19 protein-coding genes and 1 riboswitch are annotated in these 21,624 nt (G+C 75.1%); of the genes, 8 read left to right on the top strand and 11 right to left on the bottom strand.

Annotated features, from left to right (window positions below):
• Positions 1-153: 153 nt before the first annotated feature.
• Entirely contained in the window at positions 154-1,581 is a 1,428-nt protein-coding gene (gene rox / locus ACFYWL_RS06020) for a rifampin monooxygenase (protein ID WP_386968755.1), read from the top strand.
• 208 nt (positions 1,582-1,789) lie between these two features.
• Here rox and ACFYWL_RS06015 read toward each other — a convergent pair whose 3' ends face one another.
• The gene (locus tag ACFYWL_RS06015; protein ID WP_386967995.1) at positions 1,790-2,692 is read right to left on the bottom strand and encodes an aminoglycoside phosphotransferase family protein; all 903 of its coding nucleotides are present in this window, start codon (positions 2,690-2,692) and stop codon (positions 1,790-1,792) included.
• Positions 2,693-2,782: 90 nt separating this feature from the next.
• Complete coding sequence (locus tag ACFYWL_RS06010) at positions 2,783-4,192, bottom strand: MFS transporter (RefSeq protein WP_386967992.1); 1,410 nt, start codon at positions 4,190-4,192, stop codon at positions 2,783-2,785.
• A 190-nt stretch (positions 4,193-4,382) separates the two neighbouring features.
• Here ACFYWL_RS06010 and ACFYWL_RS06005 point away from each other — a divergent pair, with 190 nt between their 5' ends.
• Together ACFYWL_RS06005 and ACFYWL_RS06000 are read left to right on the top strand one after the other, a co-directional pair.
• On the top strand, positions 4,383-4,733 hold the full coding sequence (locus ACFYWL_RS06005; protein WP_386967989.1) for a hypothetical protein: 351 nt from the start codon (positions 4,383-4,385) through the stop codon (positions 4,731-4,733).
• A complete protein-coding gene (locus ACFYWL_RS06000) occupies positions 4,730-5,086 on the top strand; it encodes a hypothetical protein (protein ID WP_386967986.1) in 357 nt (118 codons plus the stop codon). Before ACFYWL_RS06005 ends, ACFYWL_RS06000 begins: the two co-directional genes overlap by 4 nt.
• A gap of 27 nt (positions 5,087-5,113) precedes the next feature.
• Here ACFYWL_RS06000 and ACFYWL_RS05995 read toward each other — a convergent pair whose 3' ends face one another.
• From ACFYWL_RS05995 to ACFYWL_RS05985, 3 genes are all read right to left on the bottom strand, one after another.
• Positions 5,114-6,313 (bottom strand): helix-turn-helix domain-containing protein, encoded by a 1,200-nt coding sequence (locus ACFYWL_RS05995; RefSeq protein WP_386967983.1) that lies wholly within the window; start codon positions 6,311-6,313, stop codon positions 5,114-5,116.
• 374 nt (positions 6,314-6,687) lie between these two features.
• The gene (locus ACFYWL_RS05990) at positions 6,688-7,863 is read right to left on the bottom strand and encodes a helix-turn-helix domain-containing protein (protein WP_386967980.1); all 1,176 of its coding nucleotides are present in this window, start codon (positions 7,861-7,863) and stop codon (positions 6,688-6,690) included.
• A 1,022-nt stretch (positions 7,864-8,885) separates the two neighbouring features.
• Positions 8,886-9,416, bottom strand: coding sequence for an RBBP9/YdeN family alpha/beta hydrolase (locus ACFYWL_RS05985; protein WP_386967978.1), 531 nt, complete (start codon positions 9,414-9,416; stop codon positions 8,886-8,888).
• Positions 9,417-9,611: 195 nt separating this feature from the next.
• On the opposite strand from ACFYWL_RS05985, the gene ACFYWL_RS05980 reads away from it, so the two are divergent.
• The 4 genes from ACFYWL_RS05980 (at position 9,612) to ACFYWL_RS05965 (ending at position 15,581) form a co-directional block, all read left to right on the top strand.
• A complete protein-coding gene (locus ACFYWL_RS05980; protein WP_386967976.1) occupies positions 9,612-10,394 on the top strand; it encodes an S-adenosyl-l-methionine hydroxide adenosyltransferase family protein in 783 nt (260 codons plus the stop codon).
• Between the two features lie 114 nt (positions 10,395-10,508).
• Positions 10,509-10,751 (top strand): CPCC family cysteine-rich protein, encoded by a 243-nt coding sequence (locus ACFYWL_RS05975; protein WP_091277528.1) that lies wholly within the window; start codon positions 10,509-10,511, stop codon positions 10,749-10,751.
• 63 nt (positions 10,752-10,814) lie between these two features.
• Positions 10,815-11,705: a zinc finger domain-containing protein gene (locus tag ACFYWL_RS05970; protein WP_386967973.1), complete on the top strand. Its 891-nt coding sequence runs from the start codon at positions 10,815-10,817 to the stop codon at positions 11,703-11,705.
• Positions 11,706-11,864: 159 nt separating this feature from the next.
• Complete coding sequence (locus tag ACFYWL_RS05965) at positions 11,865-15,581, top strand: multicopper oxidase domain-containing protein (RefSeq protein WP_386967971.1); 3,717 nt, start codon at positions 11,865-11,867, stop codon at positions 15,579-15,581.
• Between the two features lie 6 nt (positions 15,582-15,587).
• On the opposite strand, the gene ACFYWL_RS05960 is transcribed toward ACFYWL_RS05965, so the two are convergent.
• The 6 genes from ACFYWL_RS05960 to rimO all read right to left on the bottom strand — a co-directional run bounded on the left by ACFYWL_RS05960 (position 15,588) and on the right by rimO (position 21,002).
• Positions 15,588-16,421 (bottom strand): hypothetical protein, encoded by an 834-nt coding sequence (locus tag ACFYWL_RS05960; protein ID WP_386967969.1) that lies wholly within the window; start codon positions 16,419-16,421, stop codon positions 15,588-15,590.
• Positions 16,422-16,491: 70 nt separating this feature from the next.
• Positions 16,492-17,373 carry a PspA/IM30 family protein gene (locus ACFYWL_RS05955; protein WP_386967966.1) on the bottom strand — a complete coding sequence of 294 codons (882 nt, stop codon included), beginning with the start codon at positions 17,371-17,373 and terminating at the stop codon, positions 16,492-16,494.
• A 208-nt stretch (positions 17,374-17,581) separates the two neighbouring features.
• Complete coding sequence (locus tag ACFYWL_RS05950) at positions 17,582-18,040, bottom strand: helix-turn-helix domain-containing protein (RefSeq protein ID WP_043962444.1); 459 nt, start codon at positions 18,038-18,040, stop codon at positions 17,582-17,584.
• Between the two features lie 156 nt (positions 18,041-18,196).
• Positions 18,197-18,772 (bottom strand): CinA family protein, encoded by a 576-nt coding sequence (locus tag ACFYWL_RS05945; RefSeq protein WP_386967963.1) that lies wholly within the window; start codon positions 18,770-18,772, stop codon positions 18,197-18,199.
• A gap of 50 nt (positions 18,773-18,822) precedes the next feature.
• Positions 18,823-19,425 carry a CDP-diacylglycerol--glycerol-3-phosphate 3-phosphatidyltransferase gene (pgsA, locus tag ACFYWL_RS05940; RefSeq protein WP_386968752.1) on the bottom strand — a complete coding sequence of 201 codons (603 nt, stop codon included), beginning with the start codon at positions 19,423-19,425 and terminating at the stop codon, positions 18,823-18,825.
• A 77-nt stretch (positions 19,426-19,502) separates the two neighbouring features.
• Positions 19,503-21,002 (bottom strand): 30S ribosomal protein S12 methylthiotransferase RimO, encoded by a 1,500-nt coding sequence (gene rimO, locus ACFYWL_RS05935; protein WP_386967960.1) that lies wholly within the window; start codon positions 21,000-21,002, stop codon positions 19,503-19,505.
• 157 nt (positions 21,003-21,159) lie between these two features.
• Positions 21,160-21,224: riboswitch (guanidine-III (ykkC-III) riboswitch) on the top strand.
• A gap of 65 nt (positions 21,225-21,289) precedes the next feature.
• On the opposite strand from rimO, the gene ACFYWL_RS05930 reads away from it, so the two are divergent.
• Positions 21,290-21,604, top strand: coding sequence for a DMT family transporter (locus tag ACFYWL_RS05930; RefSeq protein WP_386967958.1), 315 nt, complete (start codon positions 21,290-21,292; stop codon positions 21,602-21,604).
• Positions 21,605-21,624: the final 20 nt, after the last annotated feature.

Genomic DNA, 21,624 nt, shown 5'->3' with positions numbered 1-21,624 from the left:
TCGACGACTCCCTGCCACTCTCAACATATACCGCACCCGGGGGCTTGCGGCAAGACCCGGGTGGTGCCGCAGAATCGTCCGCCGGGCCCCGTAGCTGCGCATATCGGCGATCCGCGCAGCATGGATGGGCTCGTCTACATTTGGGGGATGATCATGTTCGACGTGATCGTGGTCGGGGGCGGACCGACCGGCCTGATGCTGGCCGGCGAGCTGCGACTGCACGGCGTGCGTACGCTGCTGCTGGAGAAGGAGGCGGAGCCGACCCCGGTCGTACGCGCGCTCGGGCTGCACGCGCGCAGCATCGAGATCATGGACCAGCGCGGCCTGCTGGAACGGTTCCTCGCCCTCGGGCAGGTGCACCCGGTGGGCGGCTTCTTCGCCGCCATCCCCAAGCCGCCGCCGACCGGGCTGGACAGCGCGCACGCGTACGTGCTCGGCATCCCGCAGACCACCACCGACCGCCTGCTGGCCGAGCGCGCCGCCGAACTCGGCGTCGAGATGCGGCGCGGCGGCGAACTGGTCGGGCTCAGCCAGGACGACCACGGCGTGACCGCCGAACTGGCCGACGGCACCCGGCTGCGCTCCCGCTACCTCGTCGGCTGCGACGGCGGGCGCAGCACCGTACGCAAGCTGCTCGGCGTCGGCTTCCCCGGCGAACCCAGCAGGGTCGACACGCTGCTGGGCGAGATGCGGCTGACCGCGTCGCCCGAGACCCTCGCCGCCGTGGGCGCCGAGGTTCGCAAGACCCAGCTGCGCTTCGGCGCGATGCCCCTCGGCGACGGCGTGTACCGCGTCGTCGTGCCCGCCGAGGGGGTGGCCGAGGACCGCCGGGTCCCGCCGACCCTCGACGAGGTGAAGCGGCAACTGCGGGCGTACGCCGGCACCGACTTCGGCGTGCACTCGCCGCGCTGGCTGTCCCGCTTCGGCGACTCCACCCGGCTGGCCGAGCGCTACCGGGTCGGCCGGGTGCTGCTGGCCGGCGACGCGGCGCACGTCCACCCGCCGACCGGCGGGCAGGGGCTCAACCTCGGCATCCAGGACGCGTTCAACCTCGGCTGGAAGCTGGCCGCCCAGGTCGACGGCTGGGCGCCGCCGGGGCTGCTGGACAGCTACGAGACCGAACGGCGTCCCGTCGCCGCCGATGTGCTGGACAACACCCGCGCCCAGATGGAGCTGATGTCCACCGAGCCGGGGCCACAGGCCGTGCGCCGGCTGCTGGCGGAGCTGATGGACTTCGAGGACGTGAGCCGGCACCTGACCGAGAAGATCATCGCCATCAGCATCCGGTACGACTTCGGCGCGGGCCACGAACTGCTCGGCCGTCGGCTGCGCGACATCCGGCTCGGGCGCGGACGCCTCTACGAGCTGACGCGCGCCGGCCGGGGGCTGCTGCTCGACCGGACCGGCCGGCTGTCGGTGACGGGCTGGGCCGATCGGGTCGACCACGTCGTCGGCGGCAGCGAGGAACTGGACGTGCCCGCCGTGCTGCTGCGGCCCGACGGCCACGTGGCGTGGGTCGGCGACGACCAGCAGGACCTACGCGACGCACTACCCACCTGGTTCGGCCCCGCCACCCCCTAACCCCGCCCCTGCCCCACTCCGCCGCCCCCCGCCCCCGCTCCGCCCCCGCCCCGCCCCGGTGATCAAGAGAAAAGCGTCAAAGTTGATCTCACCGATGACGCAAACCTCTTGATCACCGAGGCGAGACGGGGCGAGGCGGGGCGAGGCGGGGCGAGGCGGGGCGAGGCGGGCGGCGCAGAGGGCCGGGGGCCGGGGGGTGGGAGGTGGGTCAGGTCAGTTCGGCGATAACCGTGCGGACCGTTCGGCGGCCGTGTTCGGCCATGCGCGGGAAGGTGTGCCGGTAGTAGTCGATGCCGGTCAGGGAGGGCGCGAGCGCCCAGCCGCAGGCGCGCCGCCAGGTGGCATCGTCGTACCCGATCGCCTCCCGGTAGGTTTCCCGGGCCGCGCCGGTGAACGTCCACAGCGCCGGAGCCACGTCCGGGGCCGGATCGCCGACGCCGAGCGCGCCGAAGTCGATGGCCGCGACCAGCCGGCCGCCGTCGGTGACCAGGTTGCCCGGTTGCAGGTCGCCGTGGATCCACACCGGCTCGGGGTCCCACTCGGGTGCGGCCAGGCAGACCTCCCACGCCGCCTGGGCCGCGCGCACGTCGAAGCCGTCGTCGTGCGCGGCGAGCCGGGGCAGCACCCGCCGGACGGCGTCGTCGGCGTGGCGCAGGGCGGCCCCACGGGAACCGGGCGGCTTGGCCGGGCCCCCGGCCGGGTCCACTCTGTGCAAAGCCCGCACGAAGTCCGCCAGGTCGCGGGCCAGGGACACGTCGTCGCAGCCGAGCCGGGGCGGCGTGCGTCCCGCGAACCACGGCACCACGGTCCACGGCCAGGGGAACCCCGCGCCCGGCTCTCCGACGTACACCGGCACGGGAACCCGCGCGGGCAGGTGGGGGGCGAGCGCGGGCAGCCACCGCGCGTCGGACTCGGCCTGGCCGACCGCCCAGGCGATCTTGGGCATCCGGGCGACGAGTTCGTCGCCGATCCGGAAGAGGACGTGGTCGGTGCCCTCCACCTCGTCGGGCAGGGGCGTCACGCGAAGGTCGGCCCAGCGGGGACACTGGGCCGCCACCAGGCGACGCACCTGCTCGGCGGTGGCGCGGATCTCGTCGGCGTGAATGGGCACGCCCGGCACGGTAGGGCGACCCCGTCCCCGGCATCCACCGGATTATCGGGCCAGCCGGCTACGGCCGGGAGCAGAGCGGGACCTGCCGCATCAGGCGACCGTGGCCGCGTCGGCGGTGCCGCCCTTCGCCTCTCCCCGCGCCGGGTCAGCCGGCGGTCCGTCGGCGGCGGGCGGCTCCTCGGCGGCACGCGCCCCGCCGGCAGCGCGGGCTTCGTCGGCAGCGCGGGCTTCGTCGGTGGCACGCGGCTCGTCAGCGGCACGCGCATCGTCGGCAGCACGCGGCTCGTCGGCGGCCCGGCCGGGTGGCACCGCCCGCAGCCGCCGCACGTCCCGGCTGGCCAGCATCCCCCCGACTGCGAGGACCACCAGCCCGGCGAGGGCCAGCAGCGTGTCGCGGGCCCCGATCGTCGCGGCGAGCGGCCCGACCGCCACCTGGCCGAGCGGCATGGCGATCCAGGACCCCAACATGTCGTACGAGTAGACGCGGGCCAGCCGGTCGGCCGGGACGTGCTGGGCGATCGACGTGTCCCAGGCCACCGTGAACTGTTCGACGGCGACGCCGACGGCCAACGCGGCGGCCACCAGCACGAGGATGGTGGGCGCCAGGGCCAGCCCCAGCAGCAGGAGCGACTCGGCGAACATGCAGGCCACGCCGAGCAGCAGCAGGCGGCGCACCCGGATCCGCAGGGCGATCAGCCCGCCCAGCACCATCCCGACGGTCTGCGCGGCCAGCACCACGCCCCAGCCACTGCGGCCGATCGTCGAGTCGGCGACGGCCGGGCCGAGCACGTTCACGCCGCCGGCCAGGCACGCGTTGAGGACCATGAAGCCGAGCACCACCGCCCACACCCACGTACGCGCGGTGAACTCCGCCCAGCCCACCCGCAGGTCGGCGACGACACCCGTACGGCTGCTCCTGGCCTTCGGGGCGGCGACCCGGACGCCGGTGAAGGCCACGGCCGCGACGGCGAAGGTGGCCGCGTCGACGGCGAGCCCCCAGCCGGGCCCGACGGCGGCCACGAGAAGGCCCCCCGCCGCCGCGCCGCCGATCATGCCCGCGTTGATGCCGAGCCGGATCAGCGCGTTGGCCTGCTGAAGCAGGTCGGGCGGCACGGTCTGCGGCGTCGCGGCGGCCGACGCGGGCTGCGACAGGGCGCTCACGACGCCGTTGGCCGCGCCGAGCGCCAGCAGCAGCGGGATCGTCGCCGTGCCGGTGAGCACGACGGCGGCCACCGCCGCCTGCGTCAGCGCGCCCAGCGCGTTGGAGCCGACCAGCACCAGCCGGCGCGGAATCCGGTCGGCCACCACGCCGCCGAAGAGCACGAACAGCACGGTCATCAGCGATCTCGCGCCGACCACCAGGCCCAGGTCACGCACCGAGCCGGTCAGGTCGAGCACGGCGAAGGCCAGGGCGATGGGCGCGACGCCGTTGCCCAGCATGTTGACCATGCGGCCGGCGGCCAGCCAGCGGAACGCGCGATGGCGCAGCGGAGCGAGCACCGGTCCCCCACGTGAAGTCGGTCGCGCCCAGCCGGCCGCGAGGCACCCGCAATGATCGCCCCTCCGCACGGCCCGATCGACCCATTTTGGACCCGTGTCAAGATGCGGGAAATGCACCCGCCGGGAAGCCGTCGGGAATGAGTACGCGAGCGGATGAGCCGGGTGCCGGGGGCGTGGCAGTTTCATGGCCATGGATGATGTGGACCCACCGCGTCGGGGCTCGTTCGGGTCGAGCCTCCTCGTCGCGCTCGGCTGGTACGCCACCGTGATCGCCGCGGTCTTCGTCGGACGCGCAGGCGTGCCGGCGAACCCGAACCGGGACTGCTCGGCCGCGTTCGCCTGCCTGAAGCCACAGGAGGAGTTCGTGGTGGCGGCGGTGCTCGGCGCGCCGGTTCTCGCAGCCATGCTGCTCACCACGCTGGCGATCACCGCGCCGCTCGCGCGCCGGGTCCCCTCCCCGATCCTCGCCGGCACCCTGTCGGTGTCGATCACCGTCGGGCTCGCCGTGGTGGCCGGCGGATTCTGGCAGGCCGCCCGATGAGGCGCGTCGGGCTCGGCGTGCTCTTCTTCGCCTGGCTCTACGGCGTGCCGTTCCTGTTCGTCGTCGGGTTGGTGCGACGGGTGTCCTCGCCCTATGTGCCGACCCATGCGGCGGCGCGGGCGTTCGGCGCGACCACGGAAACCCTTCTGACCACGGCGATGGTGCTCAACCTGGCGCTGCCGATCGCGGGGGCGCTGCTGGCTCGGCTCGCCCGTGACGCGTACTGGGCCCGCCACTTCGCCTGGTCCCCTGCGGGCGTGGTGCTGATCTACCTGGTGGCGGCGATGGCGGGGAGCCTCGCCACGGGGCCGTTGTTCAGTTGGACGCCGCCCGTCGGGCTCGGCGCCGGCTAGATCGACAGCACACAAGGAATGCACCGGTCAGGTGACACCGAGGCTGAGCGCGAGCTGGACGAGGGTGGCCGGGGCCTGCGGATCACGGGTCGCCTGGGCGACCACCTGCCGGGCGGCGGGGCGGTGGCGCAGTTCGGCCGGGGCGGTGCGTTCGGCGTCGAGCAGCACCCGGCCGGCTCCGCGCGGGTCGTCGGTGCGCAGGTACGCCCGCGCGGCATCGAGCAGGTGCGCGGCGCGGTGCTCGGGCGGCAGCCACCGCCAGGCGTTCCGCCTGACCGCCTTCTCGTGCCAGGCGACCGCGTCGCGGGCCGCGCCCAGCTCGACGGCTGCGGCGGCGCGGGCCAGGTCGACCACGGTGGGCCCGAACGCCGTCCGGTGGTGGTCGTGGCCGTCGCCCACCCGCGCCGCCAGGTCGCCGGCCTCGTCGAGCAGGTCGGCCGCCGACCGGTGGTCTCCGTCGCGGGCCGCCGCGAGGGCGGCCTGCACGAGCAGCGTCCCGCACAACGACAGCTCCGCCGGGATGCCGTCGTCGGGGTCGGGCGGGGCGATCCGGTACGCGGCGGCCAGGGTCACCGACCTCGCCGACCGTGCCCGCCCCGAGGCCCGCAGCGCCTGGCCGAGCTGCACGCAGGCGGCGGCCACCAGCACCGGATCGCCGGCTGAGGCGGCCACCGCCCGGTCGGCGGCCAGCCAGCCCAACTCGCCCTCGCCGAGCTTCACCAGCAGCGACGTGGTCACCCGGTACGCCTCTACCAGCGCCGCCCGCCCCAGGTCCGGGACGTCCGCGTGAGCGCGTTGCGCCGCCGACAGCAGACCCGGCACCAGCGCGACCACCTGCGGATACCGGGCATGCTGGAACGTGATCCACGCATGCGTGACATCCTGGGCCAACCGGTCCGCCGGCAACGCGACGCTGCGGGCCGCCGGCGTGCCAAGAGCGATGTCGTACGTCGACAGGGCCGCCCGGATCCGCTCGACGCCCTCCACACGCTCGGTCGCCTCGGCCGGCTGCACGTCACGGCCCAGCAGCACCGAAGCGTCGACGCGCAGGACCACGGCGATGTCCCGGAAGGTGGACACCTTGTCCAAGGCGCGGACGCCCCGTTCAACCTTGTCCACCCAACTCTTCGACCTGCCCAGCCGATCGGCCAGCATCTGCTGCGTCAGTCCACGCCGGACCCGCCACTGTGCCACCCGGCGACCCGCCGGCAGCTCGTCACCGGCCACGACGCCACCGCCGATCCGGCACCGCCCGGGTCGTCTCCTCCACCGGTATCCGCTCCGCCTCGGCCTAGGCGAGAATGCGCTGCCGGACCGCCTCCCGCTCCACCTCCTCCATCCGCTCGCCACAACTCTGCGCCGACCCACCCTGCGTACTGTCGCCCACTCGGCATCCTTCCGAAGGGGACGCGGCAGCGGCGCTCTTGAAAGGAGCAACCGCCGCGCCCGGCCAACGGGCGTGACCATCAGAGCGAGGATCACGACAAGGAGATCACTCAATCACGCCACGTGACGGACCTATTCGCATCGAGTGAGGGTCAAGCAGGACAGGACGTCCTAGTTGGACAGCAACCGGGCCAGGCGGATCGGCACAGGGCGGCCTACCTGTCGACGCCCATCCGGTCGGCCAGCCCCACCAGGCCGGGAAGCCGCTGACGGGATCGGCGCGGAAGCAGCTCGGCGACGATCGTGTGGGCGATCGTCTGGTGAAGCAGCATCTCGGGCGTGAGCGCCTCGACCTGCCGCAGGGTGTCCACCGCGTCCTGGCTGCGCCAGTCGGCCATCTGCGCCCAGGCCACGTTGAGCAGGTACCGGCTGTGCATCGCGGTAGGAGCCGCCGCTGGGCTTTCGACCTGCTCGGCGAGACGAATAGCGCGGCGCGCTTGGCCGCCCGCAATTGCCACGTCCACAGCCTTCATCTTCGCCACGGTCGGCCCGAAGGCGCGGCCGACGTAACGGGTGGACTGATCGTGCCCCATGCGGGATGCGGCAGCGCCGACGAGGCCGAGCAGTTCGTTAGCCTCGGCCTGCCGACCTGACCGGGCCACGGCCGTGGTTCCGTATCGCAGCAACTCGCCCCAGAGCGCCACTTGGTCGACGGAGGATCGGGAAAGCGTCGGCTCGACGGCGGCGGCTGCCGTGACCGCGACGTACTCCGCCTCGGACCACAGCCCCTGACGAGACAGCACCCAGGACCGGGTGGCCTGCTGGGCTGCGAAGAGTAGGTGATCGCCGCTGGCTTCGGCCGCCCGGCACGCATCTGCCAACGCCAGGTGCGCGAGATCCTCCTGCGCCAGGTGAGCGAGCAAGCTCCCGGCGAGTTGCAAGACGCTGGCAAGCAGCGCGTGGTCGGCGGGGCGGCCGTCGCGGGTGAGCGCGCGGGCCTGGTCGATGCGGTCGGGAAGCTGCCGGGCCAGGTGCGCGTAGCGGCCGGACCAGTAGGCCGCCCAGAGGTCGTCGATCACCACGGCCAGGTCGGCCCGCGCGGGCGGGTCCTGCCGGTCGGGACGCAGGCCCAGGACTGACCGTCGGATCGCCCCGATCTCCCCGTCCTCGGCCTTCGCGCCCAGGCCACGAGGCTTGCCGAGCAGCTCGGCCAGGGTCACGTCGAGAGCCTGGGCCAGCGCCGCCACGGTGTCCAGCCGCGCCGACCGGCGCTGCCCCTGCTCCAGCTTGGACACCAGGTCGACGCTTACGCTGGCCGCCTGCGCCAACTCCCGCTGCGACATCCCACGCCGACCGCGGATCTCGGCGATCCGACGACCAAGAGTATCCATGGGTGGGGCTCCTTCCCAGGTGAAGCGCCGGGCGACGGCCGACCGCCACCAGGGGTTGCGCCGCCACCTCGGACGGTACACCGAAGCAGTTGCCGGGCAGTAACAGTGAGCATTCGGCTGGATGATGCGCCAGAACGACGGACCCCGTCCCGGGCAATGCCAAGAGCGCCGACGACGCAAGCACCGTCCGGCCACTGCACCGGCAGTGCGGATCACGGCAGATCCTCATGGAGCAGACGCGCCGATGACAATCCACGCTGATCACTCCGCTCCAGTCCGGATTGCGACGGCCGCTCTTCGCGATGCCAATCGAGTGCAGCTGCTCGTCCTGTGAGGTCGCTCGTGCTCGATCAGGGAAAGAGTCCCCTCGCTGCCGGCCAGGTGGCCACACTTTCATGGATCGAGCACGACCTTGCACACCTACCCCATTCACGGCGGCTCCCTGAAGCCGCCCGACGCCGACACTGGGAGATCTTGGAAGATTTCGGCCCCTAGAGGGGCCGAAATCTTCCAAGATCTATGCAGCCCTCGCCTGTCGGCAGCGACTCATCCATCTCGTGGCGGCGATCCTGCTGCCTACGGCCTGAGGGCGGGTGCCGCACTTCTCCGAACATCGACATGTCCATTAGCCTGATCCTGCCCTGCATGCCGCGAAAGCCAGACCTCGCAGGAGATGAGCATGCGGCGCAAAGTGAAGGAAAACAAGATAATTGATCTTTAGCACCCCAGTTCAGGAAGCCTGTTCCCCGCGCACGCGGGGTGATCCCGCTTCTGCCACCACTTCCCGTTGGAGAGTAGGCCTGTTCCCCGCGCACGCGGGGTGATCCCGCCGCCTAACATGCCACGGCCTGCCCGTCGCCCTGTTCCCCGTGCACGCGGGGGTGATCCCACGACCAGGACCAGCAGCCCGCCAGCCCCGACCTGCTCCCCGCGCACGCGGGGGTGATCCGTGCTTTTCACGGGTGACGTGAGGATTTTCTTCCTGCTCCCGCGCACGTGGGAGTGATGTCACTGGGTCTCGGTCAGTCGGTGCTCAGGCGGGCGATCAGGGTCTCCGCCTTGGGCCACGGGCCGTAGCCGTCGGTCGTCGTCAGGTGCCCCGCGTCGCCGAGGTCGACCAGTTCGGATCCCCACCGCCGGGCCCAGTGCGCCGCCCGGTCGTACGTCATCACCGGGTCGGTGCGGCTGGCCGCCAGGATCGACGGGAACGGCAGCCGGTCGTCGGGCAGGGCCGGCAACACCGACGTCCCGTCCGTCCACGGCTCGGCGATGTCGGGCGGGGTGACCAGCAGCGCGCCCCGCACCGGGCCGGGCCCGCAGGACGCCGCCCACAGGGCCACGGTGAGGCAGCCGGCGCTGTGCGCCACCAGCACCGTCGGCGCGGTGACCCCGTCGAGGGCGGCGGCTAGGGCGGCCACCCGCTCGTCGGCCACGTACCGCCCGGGGGTGGCATGCCGGACCATCCGGCGCGCGGGATCGCGCCGGGCCAGCCACTCCTGCCAGTGCTCGGGCCGAGGATCGTTGCGGCCGGGCACCAGCAGCACGCGCGTCATGCCTCGGGAGGCTAGCGTCGAGCCGGCAGCCGTGCCGCCCCGCGCCGTCAAGCAGGCAAGCAAGCAACCAGCCAGCAAGCGACCGGGCCCGCAGGCAACCGGGCAGGCAGGCAACCGGGCAGGCAGGCGAGAGCACGAGCACGAGCGAGCCGAAGCACGAGCACCAAGCACGAGCGAGCACGTAGGAGGACGCCGATGGCGTGGATCTCGTTGACCACCGACTACGGCCTGACCGACGGGTTCGTGGCCGCCTGCCACGGGGTGATCGCGAGGATCGCCCCGGCCGCCCGGGTGATCGACGTGACCCACCTCGTCCCGCCGGCCGACGTGCGGCGGGGCGCGGCCGTGCTCGCCCAGACGGTGCCGTACCTGCCGGTGGGGGTGCACGTCGCGGTGGTCGACCCGGGGGTGGGCACCGCGCGGCGCGGGGTGGCCCTGGCCACGCCGGGCGGGACGCTGGTCGGGCCGGACAACGGGCTGCTGCCCGACGCCGCCGCCGCGCTCGGCGGGGTGACGGCCGCCGTGGAGCTGACCAACCCGCAGTGGCTGGCACCCGAGGTCTCCCGCACCTTCCACGGCCGGGACGTCTTCGCCCCGGTGGCCGCCCGGCTGGCGTCGGGCGCGCCGCTGGCCGACGCGGGGCCGGCGGTCGACCCGACGGGCCTGGTCCGGCTGCCCGAGCCGGTGCTGCGGGCCGAGCCGGGCGGGTTCGCCGCCGAGGTGCTGACCGTGGACCACTTCGGCAACGTGCAGCTCGCCGCGCCGGGCGGGCGGCTCGCCCCGCTGCCGGCCCGGCTGCGGGTGGCCGGTCGGGCGGCGACGCACGGGCGTACGTTCGGCGACGCCCCGCCCGGCGCGCTGGTCGTGTACGTCGACTCGGCCGGCCTGGTCGCCGCCGCCGTCAACGGCGGCCGGGCCGCCGACGTGCTGCGCGTCGCACCAGGCGACCTGGTGACCGTCACCGCCGAGGAGGGCTGAGGCGTCACCGCCGCGGAGGGCTGAGGCGTCACCGCCGAGGAGGACGTGGCCGGAACGTGAAATCGGCCCACCGTCGGAGTGATGCCGGATCGTCGGTTGTGGAATGCTCTCCCGGTGGGTGTTCAGTGGGTTCCTTCGGCATGTCCCTGTTGCGCCTCGCTGACCGGGGGCGGCACGTGCCCGGTCTGCTTCTGGACCGACGACGGTCAGAGTGACGCCGACGCCGACGTGGTCCGGGGCGGCCCCAACGGCGACCTGAGCCTGACCCTCGCCCGGCTGAACTTCGCCGTCTACGGCGCCAGCCACCCCCGCTACCAGGACATGGTGCGCCCGGCCCGCCCGGAGGAGCGCCCCTGACCCTCGGGGGGCCCACACCGCCCCGGCCCGGGTGGACACCGCCCTGGCGGGGACAATGGCGGCATGCCCGAAGGCGACACCGTCTGGAACACCGCCCGCGTGCTGGGGCGGGCGCTCGACGGTGCCCGGCTGACCGCGTCCGACTTCCGGGTGCCCCGGCTGGCGGGCACCGACCTGGCCGGCTGGACGGTGCGCGAGTCGGCGAGCCGGGGCAAGCACCTGCTGCTGCGGCTCGCCGCGCCCGCGCCGGTCGACCCGGATGCCGGCCCCGCCGGGCGGTCGACGGCGCGCCGGACGGGCGGGGTCACCGCCTGGACGCTGCACTCGCACCTGCGGATGGACGGGGCGTGGCGGGCGTACGCGCCGGGGGAACGCTGGACCGGCCGGCCCGCGCACCTGATCCGGGTGGTGCTGCGCGCCCCCGGCGCGGTGGCCGTGGGCTACCACCTGCACGAGCTGGCGCTGGTGCCGACCGCCGAGGAGGACGCCCTCGTCGGCCACCTCGGGCCGGACCTGCTCGGCGCGGACTGGGACCCGGCCGAGGCGGTCCGCCGGCTCGCCGCCGCGCCGGAGGCGACGATCGGCGAGGCGCTGCTCGACCAGCGCAACCTGGCCGGGGTGGGCAACCTCTACAAGTGCGAGGTGCTGTTCCTGCGCGGGCTGTCGCCGTGGACGCCGGTCGGCGCGGTGCCCGACCTGGCCGGCACGGTCGCGCTCGCCCAGCGGCTGCTGGCGGCCAACCGGGGGCGGTGGACGCAGAGCACCACCGGGTCGTTGCGCCGGGGCGAGACGAGCTACGTGTACGGCCGGCGCGCCCAGCCGTGCCGCCGTTGCGGCACCGCGATCCGCAAGGAGGAGCTGGGCGAGCGGGTCACCTACTGGTGCCCGGTCTGCCAACCGGGGACAGGGGCCGGGCCGGGGACAGGGGCCTGCCAGCCCGCGCCGACACCCTGACCTGCGGCGACACGCCGTCTCAGCGGCCGGGACGTGGAGCAGATAGGGACGATTGGGTAGTTCCGCACCACCCCTCCGACGTCGCATGCTGCGGTTGAGTGCTCACCGACAGTCAACGGGCGGGCGCGGCCGTCCCGAGGGGGTGGCGGTCGCCACGCCATGATCGATCCGGGGAGAGCCATCGTGCTGTTCCGCAGACTGCGCTCCAACTTCGTCGACCGGCCCGCGCGTACCGGCGCGGAGCCGGGGCCGACCGTGCCGGCGGCCCGGACCGCCGAGGCGACCGGGCCCGACGTGGCCAAAGCCGGGGAGGTGGCGCCGGCCAGCCTCGACCCGGCGGCCGTCCCACGCTGCTTCGGCCCGGTGCCCAACTTCGCCGCCAGCCCGCTGCCGGTGCCCGTCCCCGCGCCGGACGAACGCGGCGGGGTCGTCCCCGGCACGGGCCTGCGCAAGTTCGTCGACGCGCTGCCCCGGCCCGGCGAGGGGGGCCGCACCGAGCTGGGCGGGTGGCTGCCGGTCGCCGTGCCGGACACCATCACGTGGCCGGGCTGCGACTACTACGAGATCGGCCTCCAGGAGTACGCGCAGCGCCTGCACCGCGACCTGCCCGCCACCCGGCTGCGCGGCTACCGGCAGCTCAACCTCGGCACCGACGGCAACGGGCACAACACGGTGGCCCCGCCCGACCGGCCGTACCTGTGCGGGCCGGTGATCGTGGCCCGGCGCGGCCGGCCGGTGCGGATCAAGTTCATCAACCAGTTGCCCACCGGCCGGGCCGGGGAGCTGTTCCTGCCCGTCGACGCGACGCTCGACGGGGCCGGGGCGGGCCCGCTGGACGGGCCGGCGCCCTACCCGCAGAACCGGGCGGTGCCGCACCTGTACGGCGGGCAGACCGGCTGGATCAGCGCCGGCAACCCGTGGCAGTGGGTGACGCCGGCCGGGGAGATCACCCCGTACCCGACGGGGGTGGGGTTGACCCACGTGCCGGACATGCCGCCGCCCGGCCCGGGGGCGACCACGCTCTACTACCCCAACGAGCAGAGCGGCCGGCTCATGTGGCTGCACGACAACACCCTCGGCCTGTCCCGGCTCACCGTCTGCTCCGGGCAGCTCGCCGTCTACCTGCTCACCGACGAGGCCGAGGAGGGCCTCGTCGCCGACGGGGTGCTGCCCGCCGAGCAGCTTCCGCTGGTGGTCACCGACCGCACGTTCGTGCCCGACGACACGCAGCTCGCCGGCCAGGACCCGACGTGGGACCGGGACCGCTGGGGGGCCCGGGGCAGCCTCTGGCACCCGCACGTCTACCAGCCCCGGCAGCACCCGTCCCGCCCGTCGGGGACGAACCCGACCGGCCGCTGGGACTACGGCCCGTGGACCCGGCCCGCCCCGCCGGCCGACGCGCCGCCGGGCCGGCCGGGACCCGACGACGCGCAGCAGGCGACCGCGCCGGGGGCCACGGGCGGGCCCGTGCCGAACCCGCACCACGATCCCGTCGCCGCCCCCGACGAGCCGCCGCTGGCCCCGGGCGTGCCGCACCCGTCGGCGGTGCCCGAGGCGTACGGGGACACGCCGTTGGTCAACGGCGTCGCGTACCCGTACCTGATTGTCGCGCCGAAGGCGTACCGGTTCCGGATCCTCAACGCCTGCGCGGACCGCTCCCTCAACCTCCAGCTCTACCGGGCCCGCTCCGACGGGCCGATGTGGGACGCGGACGGCGGGCTGCTCGACGCCGACGCGGGCGAGGTGCCGATGGTGGAGGCCGCCCGCGCGCCCGGCCGCCCGCCGCACTGGCCCGTCGACGGGCGCGACGGCGGGGTGCCCGACCCGGCCGCCGCCGGGCCGGCGATGATCCAGGTCGGCAACGAGTGCGGCCTGCTGCCGGCCCCGGCGGTGCTGCCGAACCGGCCGGTCGGCTACCGGTACGACCGGCAGGACCCGACGGTGCTCAACGTGGACGGGCACACCCTGCTGCTCGCCCCCGGGGAGCGGGCCGACGTGGTGGTCGACTTCTCGGCCGTCCCGTCCGGGGCCACCCTGATCCTCTACAACGACTGCCCGGCCCCGCTGCCCCGCTTCGACCCCCGCAACGACCACCACACGGGCGGCCCGGACCGCACCGCCGTCGGCGGCGGCCCCGGCACCCTGCCCGGGTACGGGCCGAACACCCGCACCCTGCTCCAGTTCCGGGTGGCCGGCGACCCGGCCGAGCCGTACGACCTCGACCGGCTGGCCGGGCGGCTGCCCGCCGCGTACGCGGCCAGCCAGCGCCCGCCGATCGTGCCCCAGCCGGCGTACGACCCCGCGTTCGGCACCCGGACGGCCCGGCAGACGGTGGTGCCGGCGCACGCCATCGCGGTCAGCTTCACCCCGGTCGGCTCCCCCGCGCCGGTGACGCTGCCGCTGACGGTGAAGGCGGTGCAGCACGTCTTCGACCCGGCGTACGGGCGGGTCGCCGGCCGGCTCGGGGTGGCCCACCCGCACGCCGGGCCGCTGGGCCCGGCCACCCTGCCGCTCGGGCCGGTCGACCCGGCCACCGAGACGCTGGTGATCGCCGACCCGACGGTGCCGGTCGGCGCGCCCGCCGACGGCACCCAGCTCTGGCGGATCGTCGGCAACACCCCGCAGACCCACCCCGTACACGTCGGCGGCTGCGACGTGCAGGTGGTCAACCGGGTCGGCTGGGACGGGACGATCCGCCCGCCCGCGCCGAACGAGCTGGGCTGGAAGGAGACGGTGCGGGTCAACCCCCGCGAGGACGTGATCGTGGCGCTGCGGCCGGTCGCCCCCGCCCTGCCGTTCAAGATCGGCGACAGCGTACGGCTGCTCGACCCGACCCGCCCGGCCGGCGCCCGGATCGGCTCGACGGCGGTCAGTCCCGTCGACGGGCGGCCGGCGGCGGTGGTCAACCAACTGGTCAACATGGGGTGGGAGTACCGCTGGCACAGCCAGCTCGCCGGCCACCGCGACCAGGGCATGAGCCGCCCGCTGGTGCTGCGGGTCGCCCCGCTCGCCCCGACCGGGCTGACCGCCACGCCGGTGCCCGGCTCGGCGACCGTGCTGCCGGCGATCGCGCTGACCTGGACCGGCAACGGCGGGCGTCCCCCGGCCAGCAGCCACCTGCTCCAGCGGGCCACCGACGTCGCGTTCACCGAGGGGGTCACCGCGATCACCGTGGCCGCCGCCGCAACCCGCTACACCGACTCGACGGTCACCCCCGGCGTCACCTACCACTATCGGATCCGGGCGGAGAACGAGGTGAGCTGCTCCGCCTGGTCCAACGGGGTGCCGGCGGCGGTGCGCCTCGCCGCGCCCACCGGGCTGGCCGCGGCGATCCCACCGGCGGCGCCGCTACGGGTCGCGCTGCGCTGGGCGAACCGCTCCTTCGCCACCGGCGTCGACGTGCAGCGGGCCACCAACCCGACGTTCACCAGCGGCCCCGCCACCACGGCCATCGGGGTGCAGGAACAGCACGTCGACGCCGTCGTCGCCCCGGAGACCACCTACTACTACCGGGTGCGCACCACGTACCAGGGGGTCGCGTCGCCGTGGTCGACGGTCGCCACCGTCACCAGCCCGCCCCGGCCGGCCCCGCCGACCGGGCTGACCGCCGTCGCGAGCGCCCCCGGCCCGGACACCGCCACGGTGACCCTGACCTGGGCGGCGGACCCGCCGGGCGGCCCGGGGGCCGGGTTCCTGGTGCAGCGGGCGGTCGACCCGGCGTTCGAGCGGGAGGTCGCCGCGTTCACGGTGCACGGGCGGGCGTTCGTCAACACCGGCCTGGCCCGGGGCGTGACCTACCACTACCGGGTGCGGGCCGGCAACGTCGTCGGCAGCTCCCCGTTCACCCCGGCGGTCGCCGTGACCACCCCCGACTGAGGCGGCTCAGTGGGTGGGGGCGCGCAGCGGGTCGCCGACGGTGCGCAGGGGCTCGCCGACGGTGCGCAGCTCGGCCAGCGCCGACGCCACGCCGTGCAGCAGGTCCGTCGCCTCGGCGAGCCGGGACGCGGCGGCCTGCTCGCTGGCGGCCCGGCCGCCGAGGTGACCGGCGTCGGAGCGGGCGTCCTCGGCGAGGTAGCCGGCGGCGGCCACCACCAGCCGCTCGTACGCTGCCACCCCGCTCTCCAGCTGGGCGGACAGCTCGCGGTGGGCCTCGGCGAGGGGGGCACGGGCGTCGGCGGGGGCGAGCCGCAGGGCCCGCTCGACGCTGGCCACCCGCCCGGCCAGCTCGCGCAGCGACCGGTCGGCGGCGGCGGCCTCGGACACCGCCGGCTCGGCCAGGCCGGTCAGCCGGCCGGCCATCCCGCCGAGGGTGAGCGCGGCCCGGTCCAGCCGGGCCCACGGCTGCGCCACGCTGGTGCCGCGCAGGGCCAGCCGGGACCGGGCGCGGCGCACCTCCGCCACCACCCCCTGCCCGGCGGGAAGCCGCTCCACGGCGGCGACGAGCCGGGCCCGGGACCGGGCGGCGGCCTCGGCCGGGTCGAGGGCCGGGGGCGCGGGCCTCGCCGCGAGGGCCCGCAGGTCGATCCACCGCCAGACGGCCAGGGCCACCGCGCTGCCGGCCGCGCCGGCCCACGCCGCGTCGGGCAGACCCAGCCCGGCGTACGGGGTCAGCACCGCCGCCGCCCCGGTCAGCCCGCCGCCCAGCACGCTCCACCGGCGGGCGGACCGCCGCAGCCTGCGGAGCTGGCGGAAGTATCGTGCTCGCTCGTCTGCCACCCGTGCCTCCTCGTTCCGGCCGCCGGGTCGGGCGGTGCCGGGGCCGCCCGGCCGGCGGCGCTGGTGCCGCTCAACCGGCGGCGCTGGTGTCCCCGGTGCCGCGGTCCTGGCCCATGCTGGCCCGGAGCTGGTCGAGCCGGGCCGCGGCGGCCGGGTCGACGGCCGGCGCGGCGGGTGCGGCCTGCCCCTGCTGCCCCACGGCCGGGCGGTCCTGCCGGCCGGCGAGCTGCTCGCCGGCCATGCTGGCCCGGATCTGCTCCAGCCGGGACGAGCCGGCCGAGTCCAGGGACGCCTTCTGGATCTCCAGCATCCGGCCCTCGACGGAGTTGCCGGCCAGTTCGGCGCGGCCCATCGCGGTGGCGTAGCGCTGCTCGATGCGGTCCCGCACCGCGTCCAGCGACGGGGTGCTGCCGGAGGCGGTGAGCGACGACATCGACTCCAGCGACTGGGCCACGCTCTCCTGCATCTTGGCCTGTTCGAGCTGGCTGAGCAGCTTGGTGCGCTCGGCCAGCTTCTGCTGGAGGATCATCGAGTTGTTCTCCACCGCCCGGCGGGCCTGCGCGGCGGCGCCGAGCGCCTGGTCGTGCAGGGTCTTCAGGTCCTCGGTGGCCTGCTCGGCGGAGACGAGCTGGGTGGCGAGCACCTGGGCGGTCTGCTCGTACTTCCCGGCCTCCGCCTCGTCGCCCCGGGCCCGGGCCTGGTCGGCGAGGACCAGGGCCTGCCGGGCGTTGCCCTGGAGCCGCTCGACCTCGGTCATCTGGCGGGACAGCTTCATCTCCAGCTGCCGCTGGTTGCCGATCACCGCCGCCGCCTGCTGCACCAGCGCCTGGTGCTGGCGCTGCGCCTCCTCGATCGCCTGCTGGATCTGCACCTTGGGGTCGGCGTGTTCGTCGATCCGGGCACCGAAGAGCGCCATCAGGTATTTCCAGCCCTTGACGAACGGGTTCGCCATCTCCGCGGTATCCCCTCAGTAGAGTCGCGCCGCCCGGGCCAGGCCGGGCGGTCCGGCCGGCGGTCGTGCGGCGGTGACCCCCATCGTCCCAGCCGGGCGCCAGCCCGGCATCCGTGCGTCACCGGCGGCACGCCACCGTCTGATCAACAGTACGCGGCGCGGGAAAGCCCGGCCACGTCCTCGGGCGACCTGCGGGAGGCGGGTGGGATCAGGCGGCGCAGACGACGTCGCGGTCGCGCTCGGCAGGGCGCACCCGGGTGCGCAGGGTCGCCTTCAGCGGCGAGTCCTGGTGCACCGCCACGGCCACCGGGCCGCCGGAGGTGACCTGCCGGACCCCCCGGCCGGTCGACTTGCGCACCGAGGCGCGGGCCACCGGGGACTCGACCGGCTCGGCCGGCTCGTCCTGCACCGGCACCAGCACCCCGGGAAGCTGCTCGGCGAGCGCCACCGTGTCGCTGACCTCGCGCAGCAGCTCGGAGAGGCGGGCGCCGAGGGCGTCGCAGATGGCGGCCAGCAGTTCGCTGGAGGGCTCCTTCTGGCCGCGCTCGATCTCGGACAGGTAGCCCAGGCTGACGTTGGCCGCCGAGGAGACCTCGCGCAGGGTGCGGTGCTGCCCCTGCCGGCGCGCCCGCAGTGCGTCACCGATCACCCGGCGTAGCAGGACCATCGCACCTCCCCTGACGGGTCTCACCCTCTTCACCGACGCCGTGCCGGCGCGGCGGGCCGCCCCGGCGTCGACGCCGCGCGTCGGAACCTTCCCGCAACCGTACCCGCTGCGGGCCCCGGTGACATCCCACCCCGCCCGTCCTTCTGGCCGCGGGGCTCAGCGGCGGGCCGCCGCGGCGGGCGCGGCGTCGCCGTCGCCGGAGCGCGACACGCCCGCCCCGGGGCCGGGCACGGCCGCGTCGATCCGCTCGGCGAGCAGCCGCAACGCCTCGATCACCGCGGCGGTCCGGATGTGGTCCCGGCCCCCGTCGAGGTCGAGCCGGCGGACCTCGACGCCGGCCGGCCCGGCGACCGCGACGTAGACCAGCCCGACCGGCTTGCCGTCCTGCGGCTGCGGCCCGGCCACGCCGGTGGTGGCCAGCCCCCAGTCCGCTCCGCAGCGCCGCCGGCCGCCCTCGGCCAGGGCGCGGGCCACGTCCGGGTCCACCGGGCCGCGCTCGGCCAGCAACTCCTCCGGTACGCCCGCCAGCGCCGACTTCAGCTCGGTGGCGTAGACGACCAGGCCGCCCCGGTAGACGCCGCTGACCCCGGCGATCTCCACCACCGAGGCGGAGAGCAGGCCGCCGGTGAGCGACTCGACGGTGGCCAGCGTCTCGTGCCGCTCGGCGAGGCGGTGCACCACGCCGGCCGCCGGGCTGCCTGCCGGCCGGTGGCCGTTCGCGTCAGTTCCCATGGAAACGTCCCTTTCCCCGAGCCGGCCGGTCTACGCACCCCCGCGCCGGCCTACGCATCCTCGCGCGCGGGGCGGCGCAGGCGCAGCGCCTGGGCCACGTAGTCGAAGCCGGTGACCACCGTGACGCCGACCGCGGCGGCCATCAGCCACGGGCCGACGGCGGCGAGCCCGGCCGGCATCGGCCACAGGTACCAGGTGATGGCCAGGATCTGGAGCGCCGTCTTGATCTTGCCGCCCCGGCTGGCCGCGATGACGCCGTGCCGGATCACCCAGAACCGCAGCGCCGTGATGCCCAGCTCCCGGGCCAGGATGACGCCGGTCACCCACCAGGGCAGCAGGTCGTACCAGGACAGCAGCAGCAGGGCCGCGCCGGTGAGCGCCTTGTCGGCGATCGGGTCGGCCACCTTGCCGACCGAGGTGACCAGGCCGAAGCGGCGGGCGATCCAGCCGTCCACCAGGTCGGTGACCGAGGCGACGGCGAAGATCAGGCAGGCCGCGATCCGCCACCCGGCGTGGGTCGTGCCGGAGGCGACCACCGAGGCCGCGAAGACCGGCACCAGCACCAGCCGCAGCAGGGTCAGCCCGTTGGCCGCGTTGAGCACCGGCACCCGGGCGACCACCGGCGGCTGCGTCGACTCCGCCGTCGGCGTCACCGGCGTGCCCCGCTCGGGCCGCCGCGGCGAACCTGGCACCGCACCACGTGGCTCCCCCGCCTTCTCAGGGCCCGCCGTCACCGTGCCGCGCCGGGCGCAGCCGAGATCATCTCATCCGGTACGGCGACCAGGTCCACCCCTTCGGTGGCGGTCACCGTGGCCCGCACGAGGTCGCCGGGGCGCAGCGCCGCCAGGTCCACCCCGCCGTCGGCCGGGGCGACCAGGGTGGTGGAGCCGTCGACCTCGGGGGCCTGGTGCGCCGCCCGGCCCTCGACCACGCCGTCGTCGACCGAGTCGACCAGCACCTCGACCGTCGAGCCGAGCCGTTCCTCGGCCCGCTGCGAGCACAGCTCGTCGGCGAGGGCGCTGAGCCGGTCGTACCGGCGCTTGATCGTCGCGGCGGAGACCTTGCCGGGCAGGCCGGCGGCCTCGGTGCCGTCCTCGTCGCTGTAGTCGAACATGCCGATCGCGTCGAGCCGGGCCGCGCTGAGGAACCGGACCAGCTCGTCGACGTCGCCCCGGGTCTCGCCGGGGAAGCCGACGATGAAGTTGCTCCGCGCGCCGGCCTCCGGGGCCAGGGCGCGGGCGGCGGCCAGCAGCTCCAGGAACCGGTCGGTGGAGCCGAAGCGGCGCATCCGGCGCAGCACCGGCTCGCTGGAGTGCTGGAACGACAGGTCGAAGTAGGGCGCGACGCCCGGTGTGGTGGCGATCGCCTCGACCAGGCCGGGGCGGGTCTCGGCGGGCTGGAGGTAGCTCGCCCGGACCCGGACGATCCCGTCGATCGCGGCGAGCTGCGGCAGCAGCTTCTCCAGCGCCCGGGGGTCGCCCAGGTCCTTGCCGTACGACGTGGAGTTCTCGCTGACCAGCACCAGCTCCCGCACGCCCGTCCTGGCCAGCCACTCCGCCTCGGCGAGCAGCTCGTCGGGCGTACGCGAGACGAACGCGCCGCGGAAGGCGGGGATGGCGCAGAACGCGCAGCGGCGGTCGCAACCACTGGCCAGCTTGAGCGACGCGACCGGGCCGGTGTCGAGCCGACGCCGCAGCACCTGCCGCAGGTGGGCCGGGGTGTGCTCGTCGGTGGCCACGGCGGCCCGGGCGGTGCCGTGGCCGGGCAGCGAGACGGCGCTGTCGCGCCGGGCGACCGGGGTCAGCGGCAGCAGCTCCCGGCGGTCGCGCGGGGTGTGCGCGTCGAGCGCCTCCCCGGCGACGACGGCGTCGAGCCGGGCGGCGATGTCCGGGTAGTCGTCGAAGCTCAGCACCGCCTGCGCCTCGGGCAGGCTCTCGGCCAGCTCGCGGCCGTACCGCTCGGCCATGCAGCCGGCCGCGACCACCTTCGCGCCGGTGTCGGCGGCGGCGAGCAGCGTCTGGATCGAGTCCTGCTTGGCCTTCTCCACGAAGCCGCAGGTGTTGACGACCACCACGTCGGCCCCCTCGCCGTCGGTGGTGACCTGCCAGCCGTCGGCGTGCAGCCGGGCGGCCAGCTCCTCCGAGTCGACCTCGTTGCGGGCGCAGCCGAGGGTCAGCAGGGCGACGCGGCGGCCGGCGGATTGCGGGGAGGGGGCGGTGGCAGACACCATCCGAGGGTACCGGGCGGGCGGACGGCGGCCCGCAACGGCGGCCCGGGGCGGGGCCACCAGGCGGCCGGCGTACGCGGCGAGCAGGGCGTCGCTTCACGTCAACCGGCGGTGGCCCGGCTCACCCCCGCCGTCGCCCCGGCCGGTGCTAACGTCGGTCGCGGCGGCCCCAGGGCCGCCCCGGACGAGTGGTGGGCGTACCCGGTCAGGCCAAGACGCCGCACCTGTGACAACCGACCACACTCGCCCCGGCACCGCAGGCCCGGGCACCGAAGCAGAGGTGTTGCGGCATGGCCTGGATCGTGTTGGTGATCTCCGGACTTCTCGAGACCGCGTGGGCGGTCGCCCTCGACCGCAGCGCCGGCTTCAGCCGGCTCGTGCCGTCCCTCGTCTTCGGGGTGGCCCTCGTGCTCAGCATGGCCGGGCTGGCGTACGCGCTGCGCGAGATCCCCGTCGGCACCGGCTACGCGGTCTGGGTGGGCATCGGCGCGGTCGGCACCGCGCTGGTCGGCATGCTGGCGCTGCACGAGTCGGCGAGCCTGCCCCGCATCGTCTGCCTGCTGCTGGTCGTCGCCGGGGTGGTCGGCCTCAAGGTCTTCCACTGACCGGTCTTCCCCTGACCGAC

The sequence above is a fragment of the Micromonospora sp. NPDC002575 genome (genome assembly GCF_042889525.1).
Classification (GTDB): domain Bacteria; phylum Actinomycetota; class Actinomycetes; order Mycobacteriales; family Micromonosporaceae; genus Micromonospora; species Micromonospora carbonacea.
The sequence above is the reverse complement of the archived record's forward strand: the minus strand, read 5'-3'. Positions and strand labels throughout refer to the sequence as shown.

What these genes read in the sequence shown, in the direction of transcription:
- rox (WP_386968755.1), top strand. Translation starts at nt 154, where the DNA reads ATGTTCGACGTGATCGTGGTCGGGGGCGGACCGACCGGCCTGATGCTG.
- ACFYWL_RS06005 (WP_386967989.1), top strand. Translation starts at nt 4,383, where the DNA reads ATGGATGATGTGGACCCACCGCGTCGGGGCTCGTTCGGGTCGAGCCTC.
- ACFYWL_RS06000 (WP_386967986.1), top strand. Translation starts at nt 4,730, where the DNA reads ATGAGGCGCGTCGGGCTCGGCGTGCTCTTCTTCGCCTGGCTCTACGGC.
- ACFYWL_RS05990 (WP_386967980.1), bottom strand. Translation starts at nt 7,863, where the DNA reads ATGGATACTCTTGGTCGTCGGATCGCCGAGATCCGCGGTCGGCGTGGG.
- ACFYWL_RS05985 (WP_386967978.1), bottom strand. Translation starts at nt 9,416, where the DNA reads ATGACGCGCGTGCTGCTGGTGCCCGGCCGCAACGATCCTCGGCCCGAG.
- ACFYWL_RS05980 (WP_386967976.1), top strand. Translation starts at nt 9,612, where the DNA reads ATGGCGTGGATCTCGTTGACCACCGACTACGGCCTGACCGACGGGTTC.
- ACFYWL_RS05970 (WP_386967973.1), top strand. Translation starts at nt 10,815, where the DNA reads ATGCCCGAAGGCGACACCGTCTGGAACACCGCCCGCGTGCTGGGGCGG.
- ACFYWL_RS05965 (WP_386967971.1), top strand. Translation starts at nt 11,865, where the DNA reads ATGATCGATCCGGGGAGAGCCATCGTGCTGTTCCGCAGACTGCGCTCC.
- ACFYWL_RS05955 (WP_386967966.1), bottom strand. Translation starts at nt 17,373, where the DNA reads ATGGCGAACCCGTTCGTCAAGGGCTGGAAATACCTGATGGCGCTCTTC.
- ACFYWL_RS05950 (WP_043962444.1), bottom strand. Translation starts at nt 18,040, where the DNA reads ATGGTCCTGCTACGCCGGGTGATCGGTGACGCACTGCGGGCGCGCCGG.
- ACFYWL_RS05945 (WP_386967963.1), bottom strand. Translation starts at nt 18,772, where the DNA reads ATGGGAACTGACGCGAACGGCCACCGGCCGGCAGGCAGCCCGGCGGCC.
- rimO (WP_386967960.1), bottom strand. Translation starts at nt 21,002, where the DNA reads ATGGTGTCTGCCACCGCCCCCTCCCCGCAATCCGCCGGCCGCCGCGTC.
- ACFYWL_RS05930 (WP_386967958.1), top strand. Translation starts at nt 21,290, where the DNA reads ATGGCCTGGATCGTGTTGGTGATCTCCGGACTTCTCGAGACCGCGTGG.